An 18303-nucleotide genomic window follows, 5' to 3' on the forward strand; every position below is an offset into this window, starting at 1 on the left:
GGATGAACAGGCGCAAGACCCTGACAGCCATGGCCATGTCCTGCCTGCTGGCAAGCGGCAGCATAGCGCCTGCCCGCGCGCCCTATCCCGCCGATCCGCTGCATTCGCCCATGTGGACCGCCCATGCGCAGACCATCTTCGGCGACGATCCGGTCCGCTTCGACCCGCGCGTGAAGGTCAGCTATCCCGAAATCGCGGAAAATCAGCGCAGCTTCCCGGTCGCACTCGACGCCCGCGGCCTCGGTCCGGGCCTCGGTCCGGTCAGGCGCATGTTGATCCTGGCCGATCTCAATCCCATCCCGATCGCCATCGACTATCGCCCCGACGGCGCCGAACCTTATGTCGCCACCCGCATCAAGCTCGACCAGCGCACCCCCGTGCGCGGCGCGGTGCAACTGGCGGACGGCCAATGGCTGGTCAGCGGCGGCTGGGTCGATGCCGCGGGCGGCGGCTGCTCGGCGCCGCCGGTCAGCCGGGTGAAGGGCGACTGGGCACAGCATCTGGGCGAAATGCGGGGTGAAGCCTGGCCGATGGCCGATGGCGCCAGCCGGCTGCGCGTCACCTTCCGCCATCCCATGGACACCGGCTTCGTCGCCAATATCCCGACCTATCATATCGAACAGATGCGCGTGACCGGCCCTGACGGCCGGCTGCTCGGTCAGATGGAGATATGGGCCGCCGTCGCCGAAGACCCCGCCATCACCCTGATGCCCCGCGCCCATCCCGGCGACACGCTCTCCATCGCCGCGCGCGACACCAATGGCCGCGCCTATCTCGCCAAGGTGACCGTCGCCCGCCAGTCGCCCCTGCCCACTGCCACCGGCGCGACCGGCCGATGATGCTCAACCGCCGACAGGCGCTGGCCGGCATGACCGGCGCCCTCCCGCTGCTGACCGGCGCCGCAACCGATGACTATCGCATCGATCCGCAGCCGGTCGCCGATGGCCTGTGGATGATCCATGGCGCCGACGAACCGATGCTCTTCGCCAATGGCGGCGCGATCGCCAATATTACGATCATCGCCACCCCGGCCGGCACGCTGCTGGTCGATGCCGGCCCGTCGATCCGCTATGGCCATATGCTCAGGAAAGTGGCGGAGACGCTGACCGGCCAGCCGGTCGTGCGGGTCTATGTCACCCATCTCCATCCCGACCATGGCATGGGCATCGCCGCCTTCGATCCCGCCACCGTCGCCGCCCTACCCGGCACCATCGCCGACATGGAACGGGACGGACGCGGCTTTTCCGATGCGCTCTATCGCCTGCTGGGCGACTGGATGCGCGGCACCGACCTCGCCCTGCCGAGCCGGCGGATCGACCAGCCGGCGGAGGATTTCGGCGGCCGCCGCCTGCGACTGCTGCCGCTGGCCGGCCACAGCAATGCCGATCTCGCCTTGTTGGACGAACGCACCGGCACGCTGATCGCCGGCGACCTGCTCTTCCTCGACCGCGCGCCCAGCACCCCGACCGCGAACCTTGGCCGCTGGCGCGAGAGCCTGGATGCGCTCGCAAAGCTGCCGCACAAGACGGCGATCCCCGGCCATGGCCCGTTCGATCCCGCCGGCACCCGCGCCATCGCCCAGACCCGCGACTGGCTCGACTGGCTCGATGCGACGCTGCGCGCCGCCGTGCAGTCCGGCCTCGACATGGTGGAGGCCGGCACCCTCCCCATCCCCGACCGCTTCGCCACCATGGCCGTCGCCCGCTACGAACTGCAGCGCAGCGTCGCGCACCTCTATCCCGCGCTGGAAGCGGAACTGCTGCCCAGGGTGGACCTGCCGGAAGGATGATCGCCGGCGATTTTCAATGGGATTCCAGCCCGTCCATGATGCCCTGCAACACCGCTGCCGACGCCTGCAGCGCCGCCCGTTCCTCCGCATCCAGGTCCGGCGCCAGCACGCGGCTCACCCCCAGCGCCCCGATCACGCAGGGTAGGCTCAGATAGACGCCCGCCACCCCGCATTCGCCATGGGCCAGGGTCGACACCGGCAGCACCACCTGCTCGTCGCGCCGCACCGCCTCGCACAGCCGCACGATCGCCGTCGCCACGCCATAGCTTGTATGGCCCTTGCCATAGTTGATCGCATAGCCCGCCCGCATCGTCTCATGCGCCAGTTCCGCCCGGTCCAGCACCGCGCCGCCGCGAAACTGGTCCAGCGTCACCCCGCCGATCCGCACGCCCGAAAAGACCGCCACCTCGCTGTCGCCATGCTCGCCCAGCACCTGTCCCTCGACCGACACCGGCGCCACCCCCAGCCGGTCGGCCAGCCGCCGGCGAAAGCGCGCACTGTCGAGCAGCGTCCCGGTGCCGATCACCTGCCCCACCGGCAGCCCCGACGCGCGCTGCGCCACCTGCGCCATCGCATCGACCGGGTTGGACGCGACGATCATCACCCCGCCAAAGCCCGCTTCCACCACCCGCCGCGCACAGTCCGCCACGATGGCGGCGCTGCGCCCGGCGACTGACAGCCGGCTTTCCTCGCCATGCGTGGTCGCGCCGGCCGTGATGACGACGATCGCCGCGTCGCCCGCATCCCGATAGTCGCCGCGCAGGACATGGGCCGGCCGCGCCAGCGCATTGGCGTCGGCAATGTCCAGCGCCTCGGCCTGCGCGCGCGGCCCGTCCGCATCGATCAGCAATATCTGCGTGAACAGCCCGCGCAGCATCATCGCATAGGCGGCCGTGGCACCGACATGGCCGGTCCCGATGATCGCAACCTTGTCGAACCGCACCGCCATGCCTTGTCGCCTCCTGCTATTGCCCGACCGCCTCCGCCCGCGCCACCAGCGCCCGCGCCTCGTCGACATGCATCGCCTCGATCATCCGCCCCTCGAAGCGCTCGGCCCCGCCGGTCGCCGCCTCGATCAGCCGGCGCGCGTCGGCCACCGCCTGCGCGTCCGGGCCGAACGCCTGGTTCGCCACCGGCACCTGTCCGGGGTGGATCAGCGTCTTGCCGTCAAAGCCGAAGCCATGGCCCTCGGCGCATTCCGCCTCCAGCCCCGCCTCGTCGTCCAGCCGGTTGAACACGCCGTCGAACACCGCGATCCCCGCCGCCCGCGCCGCCAGCACCACGCTCTGCAGCACATGGGCCAGCCCCGCCCGCCCGGCCGACGGCGGTATCGCCAGATCCTTGCGCAGATCATTGGTGCCCACGAACAGCGCCGCACAGCCCTCGCCCGCCGCGATTCCCGGCGCCGCCAGCACGCCCTTCGCGCTCTCGATCATCGCGATCACCGGCTTCTGCGCGACGGAATAGACATCCTTCACCTGCTTGGCATTCTCGACCTTGGGCAGCACCACATAATCGGCCGCGGTGCGCTTGAGCGCCACCATCTCGGGGCCATGCGACGGCATCCCCTCGACATTGATCCGCACCGCCATCAGCCGCCCGCCAAAGCCCTCGCCCACGGCCTCCACCGCCGCGTCCAGCGCCGCCGCCTTGTCCGCGTCGGGCACCGCATCCTCCAGGTCCAGGATCACCATGTCGCACGCCAGCGTGCGCGCCTTGGCCACCGCGCGCGGATTGGACGCGGGCAGGAACAGCAGGGATCGGGCGTGGCGCAACTGCATCTTATGTCTCTCCATCACTTTGCCTTTTCCCGTTAACGAATAGCCGCCATAGTGCGCTCCCACATTGGGGAGGACATATGGTGACGACCTTCGCACTCACGGTCACGTTTCTGGTGCTCTTCTACCTGGCGGTCAGCGTCAAGGTGGTGCGGCAGGGCTATCAATATACCATCGAGCGTTTCGGCCGCTTTACCGAGGTGGCGAAGCCCGGCCTCAATTTCTACCCCGCCTTCTTCTACGCCGTCGGTCGCAAGATCAACATGATGGAGCAGGTCGTCGACATTCCGGGGCAGGAAATCATCACCAAGGACAATGCCATGGTGTCGGTCGACGGCGTGGTCTTCTTCCAGGTGCTCGACGCCGCCAAGGCGGCCTATGAAGTGTCCGAACTCTATGTCGCCATCATGCAGCTCGCCACCACCAATTTGCGCACCGTGATGGGCTCGATGGACCTCGACGAGACCCTGTCGAAGCGCGACGAGATCAACGCCCGCCTCCTCTCCGTGGTCGATCATGCCACCAACGCCTGGGGCATCAAGATCACCCGCGTGGAGTTGAAGGACATCCGCCCGCCCGCCGACATCGTCAACGCCATGGGCCGGCAGATGAAGGCGGAGCGCGAGAAGCGCGCCAACATCCTGGAGGCCGAGGGCCTGAAAAGCAGCGAGATCCTGCGCGCCGAGGGCCAGAAACAGTCGCAGATCCTGGAAGCCGAAGGCCGCCGCGAAGCCGCCTTCCGCGATGCCGAGGCGCGCGAGCGCGAAGCGGAAGCCGAAGCCAAGGCGACCCAGATGGTGTCGGACGCGATCGCGGCCGGCAATCCGCAGGCGCTCAATTACTTCATCGCCCAGAAATATACCGACGCGGTGCAACAATTCGCCACCTCGCCCAATGCCAAGACCATCCTCTTCCCGGTCGAGGCGACCCAGCTGATCGGCACGCTCGGCGGCATCGGCCAGCTCGCCAAGGAAGCGCTGGCCGACACCCCCACCCCGCCAGCGCCCCCCGCCGCGCCACGTCGAGGCCCGTTCGGCCAGACCCAGGGCTGAGGGGGAGAGCGATGGCGCCCCTGCGCAACCGGTCCGCTCTGTCAGGCCATAGCGGCCAAGCCACCGCGCGCTACGCACCCATCCCGCTTGCCGAAAACGCCACCACCACCCCGAACCGCCCACCACATCCGTTCGCTTCGAGCGAAGTCGAGAAGCCTATAGCGCAACGCATCCTCCTAAAACCGTTCGCCCTGAGCCTGTCGAAGGGCCCAGCCGAACGAAGTGAGGCCTTCGCTCCGCTCAGGCGAGGGCTTCGACAAGCTCAGCCCGAACGCACGAAAGCTGGCCCCACCCACCCCCGTCATTCCCGCGAAAGCGGGAACCCATCTCCCGCACTTTCCGCTATCCGCGACGCCAGAGCGATAGCGCCCCGCCGCCACCGAAACGACGCAAAAACACCCCACCCCACCAACCACAGGACCACCCCATGAACGACTGGCTCAGCATGCTCCAGGATCATTGGGCCTGGCTGGTCTTCGCCGCGCTGCTGGCCATTGCAGAGGTGCTGATCCCCGGCGTCTTCCTGATCTGGATCGCGATCGCCGCCGCCATCACCGGCCTCGCCGCGCTGGCGCTGCCGATCGGCATTCCGCTCCAGCTGCTGATCTTCGCCGCGCTCTCGGTCCTCTCGGTCTGGGCCGGGCGGCGCTGGTATGTGGACAATCCGGTGCCCTCGACCGACCCCAATCTCAACGACCGCACCGCCCGCCTGATCGGCGAACTGGTGACAGTCATAGAGCCGATCCGCGGCGGCGAAGGCCGGGTCAAGGTCGGCGACAGCGTCTGGACCGCCCGCGGCCCGGACAGCGAAGCGGGCGCGCGGGTGCGCGTGACGGGCGCGGAAGGCGCGGTGCTATGGGTGGAGGGGATTTAGGGCTTACGACCCACTAGCGCCCATCCTTGCAGTTCGACGGCAATTTTCCTGCACCCCAGAGCGGACATCCAGATTTGACTTGGCCTGGGACATTGCTGCTGTTCCCTCGCGAATTCGCGAACGGCAGGTCCGGCCAGTAGCGGTCATTCGGCATCTGCCAGAACTCAACAGCGGAATGATTGGATATGCAGGATCGGGCGGTTAAAACAGGAAAACGCTCCTTTTAATTCCGCGTTGCAGTGATCCATCGAACGAGCAAAGCCTTGATGCCGGTAGATGGCGAGACGCATCAAGGTCGGGCAGCTCGAGCCTCGGCGACGTCTATTCGCGCCTGGTAGCCGTGCCGCTCTAGCATGTGGAGCAGGTTGGCTCCATTGAGCAGCGCCAGAGGCTTATCGCTGGCGAAGCGGTAGGCGTCAGGCCCGTAATCAGAGGTCGTCACAAGAATGCCGCGTGAGGCACCCTCGTTCATCACCGTGCCAAAGAGGTCGCGGACCGCCGAAACGCCGACAGTGCGCGTGTAACGCTTCGCCTGAATAACGATTTTTCCACCGCTGATCGGATCGGGGTCAAAGGCGATCGCGTCGACCCCTCCGTCGCTTGACGACTGAGTGACCTTCACCTCACCGCCGCGGCTTAGGAACTCCTTCTCAAACAGCTCACGCACTAGGTGCTCGAAATCGTCCCACGAAATCGAGGCGAGATTGGTGGAGAGGTCGATCCCGCCAACTACCTCGCGTCCGTCGATAAAACGGCGATCTTCACGATCCATCTCGATCACCGGCGGGACAGGCGCCAGTGCGGCGAGGTTTGCAGCGGAGACGCCCTTCAGCGCCTTGAAGCAGGCCTTCGGATCGGCGCGGGAGAGGTCGATGCGGCAAAATTCGTCACGTTTCGCGAGGATCGACATGATGCAGCCCTGCCGCTCCAGTCCGGTGGCGGGATCGATCGATTCGACCATGCCGTTAAACAGAATAGCATCGAGGTTGCCATCGACGTCGGCTTCGAAAAGTTCGTGAAGGGTGCGCAGGCAAATCTGATAACTCGCGCTATCGAAATTCGCCTTGCGATCACGGTCGGAAATGCGCGTCTCGGTTAGCTCGCCGGTCGCCTTGACGTATTTGACGGCCTTGACCTGTGGAAGGTCATCGGGTCCCGGCAGGCGGTACGCCAGCATGAGCAGCCGGTCAGCCGGCCGATACTGCATGTCGTACGATTTCTCGAACAATCCGCTGTACTCAGAGTTCTCTAGGACGAGCGAGGCATGCTCGATTACGGCGTCTGGATCATGGTCGGCGATCGCGTTGCGCAAAGCGTCGATCTTGGCATGTGAAGCGGCCTGCGCGGCAAGGAACTCAGCCTTTGCGGCCTTGTGCCCGGTCCAGAACGCTTCTTCGCGAAGTGTCCACGCTGCGATGTCCGCCGCGTAACCTGCCTCGCGCTCAGCCTCCGCAGTCCGCCATTCCTCACCCGCGCGAGCGTTACGCCTTGCAACCTGGTCTTCGAGATGTCTGCGCTTTCCCAATAGCTTATCGAGTAAGCCGATTTGCGGAGCCTCGTAGGCTGGCTCCGGCCGTGCGGCGGTGGTGGGCCGCGCTTCGGGGAACTTCGCGGGCATCGCATATGCGCTGTGGTCTTTAAGTGTGTTCCAATCGATAGCGTCGTCGATCGTTAGGGTATGCGCAAGGATCCGACCGATCCCCTCTTGGGCGCGGATCGCGTCGGCAGTCATTTCGTCGGCCGCGCCCTTCCCGGTCTGAAACAGCCGCTTGGTTTCGAATGCAACTAGCTTTGCGTCCCAATCGGCGAGCAGCGCATCGACCTTGCTCTGCAGGATGAACAACTCGGGAGCGCCGAGTTCGCGGTGCAGGTTCATTGTCTTGTGCCGGATATCAATGTAATATCGCAGGATACGGTCGCCACGCGCGCTAAATTTGGCGCTTAGTGGCCCGATCTCAAGCTTATCTAAGTTTGGCGAATGCAGTGTGATGTCGTTCATGCTTGGCAGCCCCCCCTCAGCGTCTCTGTATCATCTTTGACATTCGAGCAAAATGGGGCCTGCGGCAAGTCAGCTTGCGATCAGTCGACGGCTATCGCATCTCGCTTATGGCTCATGGAACGACGGAGATGAAGCCGCACAGCCGACCGGCCGGTTTGCGTGATCTGAACGGCGGGTTACGGCAAATGCTGACGCTTACGTCAGTGATGCTGAACGTCTTGAGTTGGTCGGCTGCCGACTCCGCACGACCGTCAGCTATCCACGCAACCCTGCTCCGAACCGGATAGTCGCCTAGCGGCCATTCGCGCCAATGCTGTCCTACACCTCCCGCCCCATGATAGCCTCGCCGGCATGACCGACATGCCCCTTCTCCACTTCACCTCCGTCCCGATGCTGCGCCGGCGCGCGTCGGGATGGTCGCCGGCCGCGCAGCGGGCCTTTATCGACATGCTGGCGCGCTGCGGCGTGGTGGCGCAGGCGGCGCGCAGCGTCGGCTGTTCGCCGCGCTCGGCCTATCAGTTGCGGCAGAAACAGGGGGCGGATAGTTTCGCCGCCGCCTGGGACTGGGCGCTGGAGATGGGGCTGGACGCCGCCCGTGCCCAGGCGATCGCGCTGGCCCGATGCGCGCAGGTCCGCCCCATCGTCCGGCGCGGCGTGGTGGTCGGCCATCGCCGCGCGCCCGACAATCGGGTGATGCTGGCGGCGATGCGCACCATCTGTGCCGAGCGCAGCGGCGCCCGCGCCGCCATGCCCCATCGCCAGCGCATCGCCCTGCGCGATCTGGTCGCGGAACTCGCGATCAGCGCGCCGGAGATCGACCTCAGCAGCATCGCCCGATTATTATGATCTGTCGCGGGTAGGAAATAAGATGTCGAAATGTGCGGGAAATATGCGAAGTTAAGAGAGCGATTTCCAACCCGGCGCCCCGCCGGATGACTCGGAAATCGCGCCAGCCGCGTGATTTCCTACGGAGACCCAATTCCCATGACGACCTCCCGCCGCGATTTCCTCGTCGCCGGCTCCTCCGCCCTCGCCCTGTCCGCGCTCCCCGCCCGCACCCTGGCGCAGGCAACGACAGCCGACGCCCGCGCCGAAGCCCTGCTCGCCGGCATGGCCGAGGCGATGCTGGCCGATGCGCCCGAAACCGCGAGCGGCCTTGGCCTCGACACCGGCGCCCGCGCCCCGCTCAAAGCGCGCCTCGGCGACAAGAGCCCGGCCGGCCAGGCGCGGATCGCCGCCCATGTAAAGGGTCGCCTGACCCAGCTGCGCGCCGTCGATCTCGACGCCCTGTCGCCCGCCACCCGCACCGATGTGGAGGTGGTGCGCGCCGCCCATGAACTGGCCGATGCCGGCTTCGCCTTCCCCTTCGGCGACATGGCGATGATGAACAGCAACTGGTCCTATCGCAACGCGCCCTATGCCGTCGCGCAGAATACCGGTGCCTTCATCGAGACGCCCGATTTCCTCGACGCCAATCACGCCATCGCCACCCCGGCCGACGCCGACGCCTATCTCGAACGCCTCACCCAATATGCCGCCAATCTCGACGGCGAGACCGAGCGGCTGAAACATGACGCCGGCATCGGCGTCGTCGCCCCCGCCTTCCTGCTCGACAAGACGCTGGGCCAGATGAAGGCGGTGCAGGGCCAGCCGATCGACCAGTGGGTGCCGGTCGCCTCGATCGCGCGCCGCACCAAAGACATGCCGGGCGATCATGCCGCCAAGGCGGAGCAGATCACCCGCACCGCCATCGCCCCCGCCCTCGCCCGCCAGGCCGCCGAACTCACCCGCCAGCGTGGCCTTGCCACCATGGATGCGGGCGTGTGGAAACTGCCGCAGGGGGAGGCCTATTATGGCTGGGCGCTGCAGGCCGGCACCACCACCACCATGTCGCCCGACGCGGTCCATGCGCTGGGTCAGGAACAGCTCAAGGCCCTCCAGTCGGAAATGGACCGGCTGCTCAAATCCCTCGGCATGACGAAGGGGACCGTGGGCGAGCGGATGACGGCGATGGGCAAGGATCCACGCTATCTCTTCCCCAATGACGACAAGGGTCGCCAGCAGATCCTCTCCTATATCGACGGGCGCCTGGCCGATATCCGCACCCGCCTGCCCCGCGCCTTCGCGACCCTGGTACCGGCCAAGCTGGTGGTGAAGCGGGTGCCGGTGGAGATCGAGGCCGGGGCGCCGGGCGCCTATGCCGGCTCGGGCACGATCGACGGCAGCGTGCCGGGCAATTATTATATCAACCTGCGCGATACCAGCATCTGGCCGCGCTATTCGCTGCCGACGCTATGCTATCATGAGGGGATTCCGGGCCATATCTGGCAGGGCGAATATACCTACAAGCTCCCCCTGATCCGCTCCATGCTCGCCTTCAACGCCTATTCGGAGGGCTGGGCGCTCTATGCCGAGCAGCTCGGCGACGAGCTGGGCGCCTATGACGGCGATGTCGCCGGGCGCCTCGGCTATCTCCAGTCGATCGCCTATCGCTGCTGCCGTCTGGTGGTCGACACCGGCCTCCATGCCAAGCGCTGGACCCGCGAACAGGCGATCCACTGGTTCGCCACCACCAACGGCTCCACGGTCGAGGATGTCCAGGGCGAGGTCGACCGTTATTGCGCCTGGCCGGGCCAGGCCTGTGGCTACAAGGTCGGCCATGGCGAAATCGTCCGCCTGCGCGGAATGGCGCAGCAGGCGCTGGGCAACAAGTTCGACTTCCGCCTGTTCAACGACGCCGTGGTCAAGGGCGGCGGCGTGCCGATGACCGTGCTGGCGAAAAATGTCGACGCCTATGTCGCCCAGAGGAAGGGGGCGTAAGAAACCGTTCGGGCTGAGCGAAGTCGAAGCCTTCTGCCGAACGCATTGAGGCACGACTTCGCTCAGGACGAACGGATCTGACGCAACAAAAAAGGGCCGGAGGATCGCTCCCCCGGCCCTTTCCTATTCTCGCTGCCGCAGCGCTCAGCCTACAAAGGCGCGCTCGATCACGAACTGACCCGGCGCCGCGTTGGAGCCTTCGGTGAAGCCCTGCTCCTCGAAATAGGCCGCGAACTGCTTGATCATTTCCATGCTGCCGCACATCATGATCCGGTCGGTTTCGGGGTCGAACTTCGCCGCGCCCGGAATCCCCTCGAACAGCTTGCCGCTCTCGACCAGCTTGTCGATGCGCTCATTGTTGGGGAATTCCTCCCGCGTCACGGTCGGCACATAATGGAACTGGCCGGCGGCCTGCTCCGATACCAGCGGGTCTTCGGCCCACTTGCCTTCCATCTCGTCGCGGAAGGCCAGGTCGCTCACCCGGCGCACCGAATGCACCACCACGACCTGCTCGTAGAATTCATAGACATCCGGGTCACGCGGCAGGCTCAGGAACGGCGCCAGGCCGGTGCCGGTCGACAGCATGAACAACCGCTTGCCCGGCAGCAGCGCGTCGGTCACCAGCGTGCCGGTCGGCTTGCGGCCCAGATAGATCTGGTCGCCCGGCTCGATTTTCTGCAGCTTGCTGGTCAGCGGACCGTCCTGCACCTTGATCGACAGGAATTCGATTTCCTCGTCCCAGGCGGGACTGGCGATCGAATAGGCGCGCAGCAGCGGCTTGCCGTTATCGCCCTTCAGGCCGATCATGATGAACTCGCCCGAGCGGAAGCGGAAGCTTGCCGGGCGGGTGATGCGGAAGCTGAACAGATGCTCGTTCCAGTGCTTCACCGACAGCACGGTTTCCACGGAAAGCGCGCCGGTGGGTTCCAGAACCGGCTTTTCGATCGTCACGTCGGTCAAGACCTTATCCTTGCATTTCGTCGGCACCGCCATGATCGGGCGGCGCTAGTTGCGGATCATTCGCAATAATGGTGTAGTCCGCAAATGGCCCCACCGCATCGCGAAGGCAAGGCCAAAAAAACTTGGGGGCGACCAAGGGCGGGCTTTTGCCGCCCCGTAGCGTCCTCAGCCGAACAGCCCCTTGGCCAGGCCACTCAGCTCGTTGAGCGGATTGCCGTCGCCATCGCGGTCCAGGAAGCCGCCGAGCTGGCCCAATATCGCCTCCGGCCCGCCAAACTGGCCCAGCAACTGCTGCAGCGCATCGGCCGACACGCCATGCTCGGCCGCCGTCTCGGCCAGTGCCGACACGCTGGTCTCGCCGCTGCCGATCTTGGCGCCGATCTCGTTCAGCAGGCCCTGCATCTGTTCCGGCTCCAGCCCGACCTTCTGCGCGATCGCTTCCAGCCCGCCCAGATTGCCCATCAGATTGTCGAACATGCCCATGCTAATCTCCGCTGCCATGATAGGCGGACAGCATAGCACCGCCGCGCGCCCCGCCAAAAGCAAAAGAGCCGGAGCGTTCCCGCCCCGGCCCCTTCACTACATTGCTGCGTCCGATCAGGCGCCCATTCAGGCCGCCGTCAGCGCCGCGCTGCGCACGCCATCGTCGACATGCGCCTCGAACTGGGCGAAATTGTCGACAAAGGCCTTCACCAGCGTCGCCGCCGTCGCGTCATAGCCGTCCTTGTCCGCCCACATCGCGCGCGGGTCGAGGATCTGGCTGTCGACGCCATTGACCGCCACCGGCACCTCGAACCCGAAATTGGGATCGGTGCGGAATTCGGCGCTGTTCAGGCTGCCGTCGAGCGCCGCGTTGAGCAGCGCGCGCGTCACCTTGATCGGCATGCGCTTGATCCCCGGCATGGTCGCCTTGCCACCGGCCCAGCCGGTGTTGACCAGCCAGCAGGTGACCCCGCCCTTGTTGATCCGCTCTTTCAGCAGATTGCCATAGACGCTGGGGTGGCGCGGCATGAAGGGTGCGCCGAAGCAGGTCGAGAAGGTAGCGGTCGGCTCGGTCACGCCAATCTCGGTGCCCGCGACGCGCGCGGTGTAACCGGACAAGAAGTGATACATCGCCTGTTCCGGGGTCAGCCGCGCGATCGGCGGCAGAACCCCATAGGCGTCAGCGGTCAGGAAGATGATGTTCTTGGGCACCGGCCCCAGATTCTTCTCCGACGTGTTCGGGATGAAGTCGATCGGGTAGGAACCGCGGCTATTCTCGGCCAGCGAGTTGTCGTCCAGGTCGATCTCGCGGCTTTCCTCGTCGATCACGACATTTTCCAGCACCGTGCCGAACCGCTTGGTGGTGGCGAAGATTTCCGGCTCGGCCTCGGCCGACAGGTTGATCATCTTGGCATAGCAGCCGCCCTCGAAATTGAAGACCGCCTGGTCCGACCAGCCATGCTCGTCATCGCCGATCAGCGTGCGGCTGGCATCTGCCGACAGCGTCGTCTTGCCGGTGCCGCTCAGGCCGAAGAAGACGGCCGTGTCGCCATTCGGGCCGATATTGGCCGAACAGTGCATCGGCATCACGCCCTTGGTCGGCAGCAGATAATTGAGGATGCCGAACACCGACTTCTTCATTTCGCCGGCATAGCGGGTGCCGCCGATCAGGATCAGCTTCTCGGTGAAGTTGACCGCGATCACCGTCTCGCTGCGGCAGCCATGGCGCGCCGGATCGGCGACGAAGGTCGGCAGGTCGATGATGGTATATTCGGGTGCGAAGTCGGCCAGCGCCGCCGCCTCGGGCCGCACCAGCAGGGTGCGGATGAACAAGTTATGCCAGGCGAACTCGTTGATGACGCGCACATTGACCCGATATTCGGGCTGCGACCCGCCATAGAGGTCCGCAACATAGAGCTTGTCCTTCTCGCCCAGCGCCTTGAAGAAATCCTCCTTCAGCGCGGCGAAATGCGCCGGCGTCATCGGCACATTGGTCTTGCCCCACCAGACGGTGTCCTGCGTTTCGGCATCCTGGACGATGAACTTGTCGCTGGCGCTGCGGCCGGTGTGCTTGCCGGTCTTGACGACCAGCGGGCCGTCCTTGGCCAAAATGCCCTCGCCATTGGCAAGCGCGGCCTCGACCAGCGGCGCAGTGCCGAGGTTCCAATACTGGGTGGCATGGGTGGAGATGCCCTGGTCGACCAGGGTGATTGAGGATTTGGCCTGCACGCCTTAGCTCCTGATGTAAAAAGTCCCTTAGTCGCTTGTCTTTTTATGCGACCGGCCCGTCCGGGAGCGCCGCGATCCTTGTCGCGCGGACATCCTCCCCTTCAAGCCATACCGGCATAGGGCTTTGCGCTACGGCCGTCAAATAGGGGCGAACCACAGCCCGTCCCGAAAAACGACGCACGGGTCGCAGCAACAATTGCAACGCCCCTTCCTTGCAGGCCCGGCAGCCATCGTCTAACGCTGGATGCCTTCACCCATTTTATCATGACGTTCCGGGACGCAGCATGACCGCAACCATCGCGCTGGTGGATGATGACAAGAATATCCTGACGTCGGTGTCGATCGCGCTGCAGACCGAAGGGTTCGTCACGCGCATCTATACCGACCCGGAAGCTGCGCTGAAGGCGCTGACCGACAATCCGGCCGACCTTGGCGTGTTCGACATCAAGATGCCGCAGATGGATGGGCTGGAACTGCTGCGCCGCCTGCGCGAAAAGAGCCAGATGCCGGTCATCTTCCTGACCTCCAAGGCGGACGAGCTGGACGAGGCGCTGGGCTTGGCCATGGGCGCGGACGATTATATCTCCAAGCCCTTCTCGCAGCGGCTGCTGATCGCGCGCATCCGCGCCATCCTGCGCCGCGCAGAAATCAGCCGCACGCCCGAAGCCGCCGACGAACCGCCGTCCGATCCGATCGTGCGCGGCCGGCTGGAGATGGACCCGCCCCGCCACCGGGTGAAATGGGACGGCAAGGATGTGACGCTGACCGTCACCGAATTCCTGATCCTGGAAACCCTTGCTGCACGGCCCGGCGTGGTGAAGAACCGCAACCAGCTCATGGACGCCGCCTATCAGGACGACGTCTATGTCGACGACCGCACGATCGACAGCCATATCAAGCGGCTGCGTCGCAAATTCCGAGAGGTAGACCCTGACTTCAACGCAATCGACACGCTCTATGGCGCCGGATACCGCTTCTCCGAAGAATGAGGACGCACCGCTCGCGGTGCGCTGGTCGGGGCGATTGAGCCTCACCCCGCGCATCCTGGCGGTCAATGTCTTCGCGCTCGCCCTGCTGGCGGGCGGCTTCTTCTATCTGGACAGCTATCGCACGCGGATCGTCGACGATCGGCTGGAACAGTCGGCGCGCGAGCTGAAGCTGCTCGCCATTGGCCTGGAAAACGCGCCTGCCGACCGGCAGAATGCGCTGATCGCCGCCTATGCGCGTCAGACCGGTGACCGGGTGCGCCGCTATGACGCGGCCGGCAATCTGATGGCCGACAGCTTCGCCATGGATGCGCCGCGCTATCGGCTGCGCCTGCCCTCGGAAGAGGAATGGCAGCGTCATGTCGCCCGCTTCCTCGACAAGGCGGTCGACCGTGTCGTCTCCGCCGATCGCCCGCCCAATTTCGAGGAACCCGCCGTCGATCGCGCCAGCGCCTGGCCCGAACTGGTGCTGGCCGCCAAGACGCGCCAGCCCCAGGCGATGAACCGCTACGCGCCCGACCGTACCTTCATGATCTCGGCCGCCGTCGCCGTGCGCGACGGTTCGGGCCTGCTCGCGACCGAAAATGCGCGCGACATCACCCGCATCGTCCGCGCCGAACGCCTCCGCCTGGGCATCGTGCTGGCCGCCGCCGTCCTCGCCTCGGTGCTGCTGTCGTTGTTCCTCGCCCGCACCATCGTCCAACCGCTTCAGCGCCTGGCCCGTGCCGCCGTGCGCGTTCGCCTCGGCCGCGCGCGGGAGGTCACCGTGCCCCGCCTGCCCGAGCGGCGCGACGAGATCGGCATGCTCGCCCGCGCCCTGTCGGACATGAGCCATGCGCTGCGCCAGCGGATCGACGCGACCGACGCCTTCGCCGCCGACGTCAGCCATGAACTCAAGAACCCGATCGCCTCACTCCGCTCCGCGCTCGATTCGCTCGAACGGGTGGACCGGCCGGACCTGCGCGACCAGTTGATGGCGATCGCACAGGATGATGTCCGCCGGCTCGACCGGCTCGTCACCGACATCGCCGAAGCCTCCCGCATCGACGCCCAATTGTCCCGCACCCGGTTCGAGCCGATCGACCTTGGCCTGCTGATCGAGCGCATGGTGCTCGCCCGCGAAGCACGCGGCGTGCCGCGCGGCATCCGCCTCGCCTTCGCCCGCCCGCGCAAGGAAGTCGCCGTCGTTTTGGGCGAGGAACAGCGGATCGTGCGCGTGCTCGACAATCTGATCGACAATGCCATTTCCTTCTCGCCCGACGACGGGCTGGTCCAGATCATCGCCACCGTCGCCGACAATGAAGTACTGGTCAGCGTCGAGGATGAAGGCCCCGGCGTCCCCGAGGGCGAGCGCGAGCATGTCTTCCGCCGTTTCCATAGCGTCCGCCCGGAAGGCGAGGCGTTCGGCAAGCATTCGGGTCTCGGCCTCGCCATCGCCCGCTCGATCGTCGAGGGGCATCAGGGCAAGATCAGCATCGCCGATCGCGAGGACATGCAGAGCGGCGCCCGCTTCATCGTCCGTCTTCCCATGGCCGTGGAACGCGACCCCGGCATAATGTCCGAATGAAAGCAATAAGCTGTTCATTCCTGCTGGCCACAATACTCCGCTGCGATGTCGCGTGAATCGACGCAATTCGATTTCCAACGCGGCGAACTGGGGCTAGAAGCAGGAAGGCAGGGGAACATGGTGCGGGCACTTTCATCAGAGACGCTTCACGCAACGACCGTCGCGATCGAGGGACGCTCGGTGCTGCTCTATGGCGCCAGCGGCATGGGCAAGTCCGACCTCGCCCTGCGCCTGATCGATCGCGGTGCGACGCTGGTTTCCGACGATTATACCCTGCTCAAGCGGGTCGACGGCCGGCTGATCGCCACCGCCCCCGAAACCATCAGCGGCAAGATGGAAGTGCGCGGCATCGGCATCGTGCCCGTGCCCCATGTCGGCGATTCGCCGGTCGCGCTGATCGTCGATCTGGCCGAAACGGTCGAACGCATGCCGATGCACGCCGCCACCCGCACCATCGCCGGAGTCGAAATTCCGCTGGTCGCCGTCGTCGCGCATGAGGCGTCCGCCCCGATCAAGGTCGAACTCGCGCTCAAGGCCCTGGGCAAGACATGAGCGATAGCGCGCCCAAGACCATCCTGCTCGTCTCCGGCCTGTCGGGCGCCGGCAAGACCACGGCGCTCAAGACGCTGGAGGATATGGGCTGGGAAGTGGTGGACAATCTGCCGCTGGTGCTGCTCGACCGCCTGCTCGACACGCCCCTGCCCGCCGGTCATGGCGGCGAGGATGACCGGCCGCTGGCGCTCGGCATCGACGCACGCACCCGCGGCTTCGACGCCAATGCCATCGTCCAGCGGATCAAGGCGCTGCGCGAACGCCATGGCCATGATATCGAGACATTGTTCCTCGACTGCTCGGGCGCCGAGCTGGAACGCCGCTATGCCGAAACCCGTCGCCGCCACCCGCTGGCGCAGGATCGCCCGGCCGCCGACGGCATCGCGCGCGAACGCGAACTGACCGAACCGCTGCGCCGCTGGTCGGCCCAGCTGATCGACACCACCAGCCTGTCGACCAATGCGCTGCAGCAGGAAATGCGCGCCCGCTTCGCCCGCGAACAGCTGTCGGATCCAGTTCTCTCCATCCTCTCCTTCGGCTATTCGCGCGGCGTGCCGCGCAATGTCGACCTGATGTTCGACATGCGCTTCCTGCGCAACCCCTTCTGGGACGAGGATTTGCGCCCCAAGACCGGCCTCGACGCCGATGTCGCCGCCTATATCCAGGCCGACCCGGCCTATCAGGAGGCGCTGGGCAAAATCCAGGATCTGCTGACGACCCTGCTGCCGCGCTACGCCGAAGCCGGCAAAACCTATATTACCGTGGCTTTCGGCTGCACCGGCGGGCGCCATCGCTCGGTCCATGTCGCCGAACATGTCGCTAGATACTTGCAAGATGCGGGCTTTTCGCCCACCGTCTCGCACCGCAATATGGAATCAGCGCCCCAGGACAGTCTGGAGAAGCGCAGACCGGGAGGCCCGAAAGCAATATCATGACAAAGGTGGGCCGCGGAAGCAGATGATCGGACTCGTACTCGTCACCCATGGGTCGCTTGCGACGGAATTCGTCGTGGCCATGGAACATGTCGTGGGACCGCAACAGCAGATCGAAACGATCTGCATCGGGCCGGAAGATGACATGGAATTGCGCCGCGCGGACATCGCGGCGGCGGTCGCGCGCGTCAATGACGGCGCCGGCGTCATCCTGCTAACCGACCTGTTCGGCGGCACCCCGTCCAACCTCGCCATCTCGCTGCTCAAGGCCGGCGAGATCGAGGTGATCGCGGGCATCAACCTGCCCATGCTCATCCGCCTGGAAAGCGCCCGCAAGGTGATGGACGTGCGCGCCGCCGTCGCCGCTGCCCGCGAAGCAGGCCAGAAATATATCAGCGTCGCATCGGAATTGCTGGGCAGCACCTCATGAATGATATCAGCCGGGAAGTCAGGATCAGCAACAAGCGCGGCCTCCACGCCCGCGCCAGCGCGAAATTCGTGACCCTGGCCAGCGGCCTGCCCGCCCAGATCACCGTCAGCAAGGATGGCAGCGAAGTCACCGGCACATCGATCATGGGCCTGATGATGCTCGGCGCCGCCATGGGCGACAGCATCACCATCAGCGCCGCCGGCCCCGACGCGCATGACAGCCTGCACCAACTCGTAGCCCTGGTCGAAGACAAGTTCGGCGAGGAATAGGCACGCGACCAGCGGCCGCGTTGCCGCGACGGGTTCCCATCCCGACATTGACGTCACGGCCCCGCCGCCCCATCTTGCGACATA

Annotated in this window: 18 protein-coding genes; 12 read left to right on the forward strand and 6 right to left on the reverse strand. The window is 65.7% G+C overall.

Annotated features, from left to right (window positions below; translation table 11 throughout):
* The first annotated feature begins 2 nt into the window (after positions 1 to 2).
* On the forward strand, positions 3 to 839 hold the full coding sequence (locus tag ACUCV3_RS05545; protein ID WP_279730946.1) for a quinoprotein dehydrogenase-associated SoxYZ-like carrier: 837 nt from the start codon (positions 3 to 5) through the stop codon (positions 837 to 839).
* Entirely contained in the window at positions 836 to 1789 is a 954-nt protein-coding gene (locus ACUCV3_RS05550) for a quinoprotein relay system zinc metallohydrolase 1 (RefSeq protein WP_279776355.1), read from the forward strand. The genes ACUCV3_RS05545 and ACUCV3_RS05550 overlap by 4 nt, the downstream gene beginning before the upstream one ends.
* Before the next feature lie 13 nt (positions 1790 to 1802).
* Here the strand turns inward: ACUCV3_RS05550 and ACUCV3_RS05555 are convergent, their stop codons facing one another.
* Both ACUCV3_RS05555 and ACUCV3_RS05560 read right to left on the reverse strand, forming a co-directional pair.
* Positions 1803 to 2738, reverse strand: a complete 936-nt coding sequence (locus ACUCV3_RS05555) for a lactate/malate family dehydrogenase (RefSeq protein ID WP_136186654.1) — start codon at positions 2736 to 2738, stop codon at positions 1803 to 1805.
* 16 nt (positions 2739 to 2754) lie between these two features.
* Positions 2755 to 3570 carry an HpcH/HpaI aldolase/citrate lyase family protein gene (locus ACUCV3_RS05560; protein ID WP_279730958.1) on the reverse strand — a complete coding sequence of 272 codons (816 nt, stop codon included), beginning with the start codon at positions 3568 to 3570 and terminating at the stop codon, positions 2755 to 2757.
* A 77-nt stretch (positions 3571 to 3647) separates the two neighbouring features.
* On the opposite strand from ACUCV3_RS05560, the gene ACUCV3_RS05565 reads away from it, so the two are divergent.
* Both ACUCV3_RS05565 and ACUCV3_RS05570 read left to right on the forward strand, forming a co-directional pair.
* A complete protein-coding gene (locus ACUCV3_RS05565) occupies positions 3648 to 4619 on the forward strand; it encodes an SPFH domain-containing protein (RefSeq protein WP_169860132.1) in 972 nt (323 codons plus the stop codon).
* A 427-nt stretch (positions 4620 to 5046) separates the two neighbouring features.
* Entirely contained in the window at positions 5047 to 5493 is a 447-nt protein-coding gene (locus ACUCV3_RS05570; RefSeq protein ID WP_279730941.1) for an NfeD family protein, read from the forward strand.
* Between the two features lie 289 nt (positions 5494 to 5782).
* Here ACUCV3_RS05570 and ACUCV3_RS05575 read toward each other — a convergent pair whose 3' ends face one another.
* Positions 5783 to 7492, reverse strand: coding sequence for a restriction endonuclease (locus tag ACUCV3_RS05575; RefSeq protein ID WP_482240416.1), 1710 nt, complete (start codon positions 7490 to 7492; stop codon positions 5783 to 5785).
* A gap of 351 nt (positions 7493 to 7843) precedes the next feature.
* Between ACUCV3_RS05575 and ACUCV3_RS05580 the strand changes: the two genes are divergently transcribed.
* Positions 7844 to 8338, forward strand: coding sequence for a hypothetical protein (locus ACUCV3_RS05580; RefSeq protein WP_279730937.1), 495 nt, complete (start codon positions 7844 to 7846; stop codon positions 8336 to 8338).
* A 138-nt stretch (positions 8339 to 8476) separates the two neighbouring features.
* Positions 8477 to 10312, forward strand: a complete 1836-nt coding sequence (locus tag ACUCV3_RS05585) for a DUF885 domain-containing protein (RefSeq protein WP_279776590.1) — start codon at positions 8477 to 8479, stop codon at positions 10310 to 10312.
* Positions 10313 to 10456: 144 nt separating this feature from the next.
* Here ACUCV3_RS05585 and ACUCV3_RS05590 read toward each other — a convergent pair whose 3' ends face one another.
* The 3 genes from ACUCV3_RS05590 to ACUCV3_RS05600 form a co-directional block, all read right to left on the reverse strand.
* Positions 10457 to 11305 carry a ferredoxin--NADP reductase gene (locus ACUCV3_RS05590; protein WP_069336411.1) on the reverse strand — a complete coding sequence of 283 codons (849 nt, stop codon included), beginning with the start codon at positions 11303 to 11305 and terminating at the stop codon, positions 10457 to 10459.
* Between the two features lie 132 nt (positions 11306 to 11437).
* On the reverse strand, positions 11438 to 11755 hold the full coding sequence (locus tag ACUCV3_RS05595) for a hypothetical protein (RefSeq protein WP_004208078.1): 318 nt from the start codon (positions 11753 to 11755) through the stop codon (positions 11438 to 11440).
* Between the two features lie 126 nt (positions 11756 to 11881).
* A complete protein-coding gene (locus tag ACUCV3_RS05600; protein WP_482240417.1) occupies positions 11882 to 13483 on the reverse strand; it encodes a phosphoenolpyruvate carboxykinase in 1602 nt (533 codons plus the stop codon).
* 284 nt (positions 13484 to 13767) lie between these two features.
* Here ACUCV3_RS05600 and ACUCV3_RS05605 point away from each other — a divergent pair, with 284 nt between their 5' ends.
* From ACUCV3_RS05605 to ACUCV3_RS05630, 6 genes are all read left to right on the forward strand, one after another.
* Positions 13768 to 14472, forward strand: a complete 705-nt coding sequence (locus ACUCV3_RS05605) for a response regulator transcription factor (RefSeq protein WP_004208080.1) — start codon at positions 13768 to 13770, stop codon at positions 14470 to 14472.
* Positions 14441 to 16036 (forward strand): sensor histidine kinase, encoded by a 1596-nt coding sequence (locus ACUCV3_RS05610; RefSeq protein WP_010335533.1) that lies wholly within the window; start codon positions 14441 to 14443, stop codon positions 16034 to 16036. Before ACUCV3_RS05605 ends, ACUCV3_RS05610 begins: the two co-directional genes overlap by 32 nt.
* A gap of 117 nt (positions 16037 to 16153) precedes the next feature.
* Complete coding sequence (locus tag ACUCV3_RS05615) at positions 16154 to 16588, forward strand: HPr kinase/phosphorylase (protein WP_004208082.1); 435 nt, start codon at positions 16154 to 16156, stop codon at positions 16586 to 16588.
* Positions 16585 to 17523, forward strand: coding sequence for an RNase adapter RapZ (gene rapZ, locus ACUCV3_RS05620; RefSeq protein ID WP_279730606.1), 939 nt, complete (start codon positions 16585 to 16587; stop codon positions 17521 to 17523). Before ACUCV3_RS05615 ends, rapZ begins: the two co-directional genes overlap by 4 nt.
* Before the next feature lie 22 nt (positions 17524 to 17545).
* A complete protein-coding gene (locus tag ACUCV3_RS05625; protein ID WP_004208084.1) occupies positions 17546 to 17950 on the forward strand; it encodes a PTS sugar transporter subunit IIA in 405 nt (134 codons plus the stop codon).
* A complete protein-coding gene (locus ACUCV3_RS05630) occupies positions 17947 to 18219 on the forward strand; it encodes an HPr family phosphocarrier protein (RefSeq protein ID WP_004208085.1) in 273 nt (90 codons plus the stop codon). Before ACUCV3_RS05625 ends, ACUCV3_RS05630 begins: the two co-directional genes overlap by 4 nt.
* Positions 18220 to 18303 lie beyond the last annotated feature (84 nt).

The organism is Sphingobium sp. VMM (genome assembly GCF_056790315.1).

Coding starts and splice junctions, on each gene's coding strand:
- ACUCV3_RS05625 (WP_004208084.1), top strand. CDS start 17,546: ATGATCGGACTCGTACTCGTCACCCATGGGTCGCTTGCGACGGAATTC.
- ACUCV3_RS05565 (WP_169860132.1), top strand. CDS start 3,648: ATGGTGACGACCTTCGCACTCACGGTCACGTTTCTGGTGCTCTTCTAC.
- ACUCV3_RS05560 (WP_279730958.1), bottom strand. CDS start 3,570: ATGCAGTTGCGCCACGCCCGATCCCTGCTGTTCCTGCCCGCGTCCAAT.
- ACUCV3_RS05555 (WP_136186654.1), bottom strand. CDS start 2,738: ATGGCGGTGCGGTTCGACAAGGTTGCGATCATCGGGACCGGCCATGTC.
- ACUCV3_RS05590 (WP_069336411.1), bottom strand. CDS start 11,305: ATGGCGGTGCCGACGAAATGCAAGGATAAGGTCTTGACCGACGTGACG.
- ACUCV3_RS05570 (WP_279730941.1), top strand. CDS start 5,047: ATGAACGACTGGCTCAGCATGCTCCAGGATCATTGGGCCTGGCTGGTC.
- ACUCV3_RS05615 (WP_004208082.1), top strand. CDS start 16,154: ATGGTGCGGGCACTTTCATCAGAGACGCTTCACGCAACGACCGTCGCG.
- ACUCV3_RS05545 (WP_279730946.1), top strand. CDS start 3: ATGAACAGGCGCAAGACCCTGACAGCCATGGCCATGTCCTGCCTGCTG.
- ACUCV3_RS05575 (WP_482240416.1), bottom strand. CDS start 7,492: ATGAACGACATCACACTGCATTCGCCAAACTTAGATAAGCTTGAGATC.
- ACUCV3_RS05585 (WP_279776590.1), top strand. CDS start 8,477: ATGACGACCTCCCGCCGCGATTTCCTCGTCGCCGGCTCCTCCGCCCTC.
- ACUCV3_RS05580 (WP_279730937.1), top strand. CDS start 7,844: ATGACCGACATGCCCCTTCTCCACTTCACCTCCGTCCCGATGCTGCGC.
- ACUCV3_RS05605 (WP_004208080.1), top strand. CDS start 13,768: ATGACCGCAACCATCGCGCTGGTGGATGATGACAAGAATATCCTGACG.
- ACUCV3_RS05595 (WP_004208078.1), bottom strand. CDS start 11,755: ATGGGCATGTTCGACAATCTGATGGGCAATCTGGGCGGGCTGGAAGCG.
- rapZ (WP_279730606.1), top strand. CDS start 16,585: ATGAGCGATAGCGCGCCCAAGACCATCCTGCTCGTCTCCGGCCTGTCG.
- ACUCV3_RS05550 (WP_279776355.1), top strand. CDS start 836: ATGATGCTCAACCGCCGACAGGCGCTGGCCGGCATGACCGGCGCCCTC.
- ACUCV3_RS05610 (WP_010335533.1), top strand. CDS start 14,441: ATGGCGCCGGATACCGCTTCTCCGAAGAATGAGGACGCACCGCTCGCG.
- ACUCV3_RS05630 (WP_004208085.1), top strand. CDS start 17,947: ATGAATGATATCAGCCGGGAAGTCAGGATCAGCAACAAGCGCGGCCTC.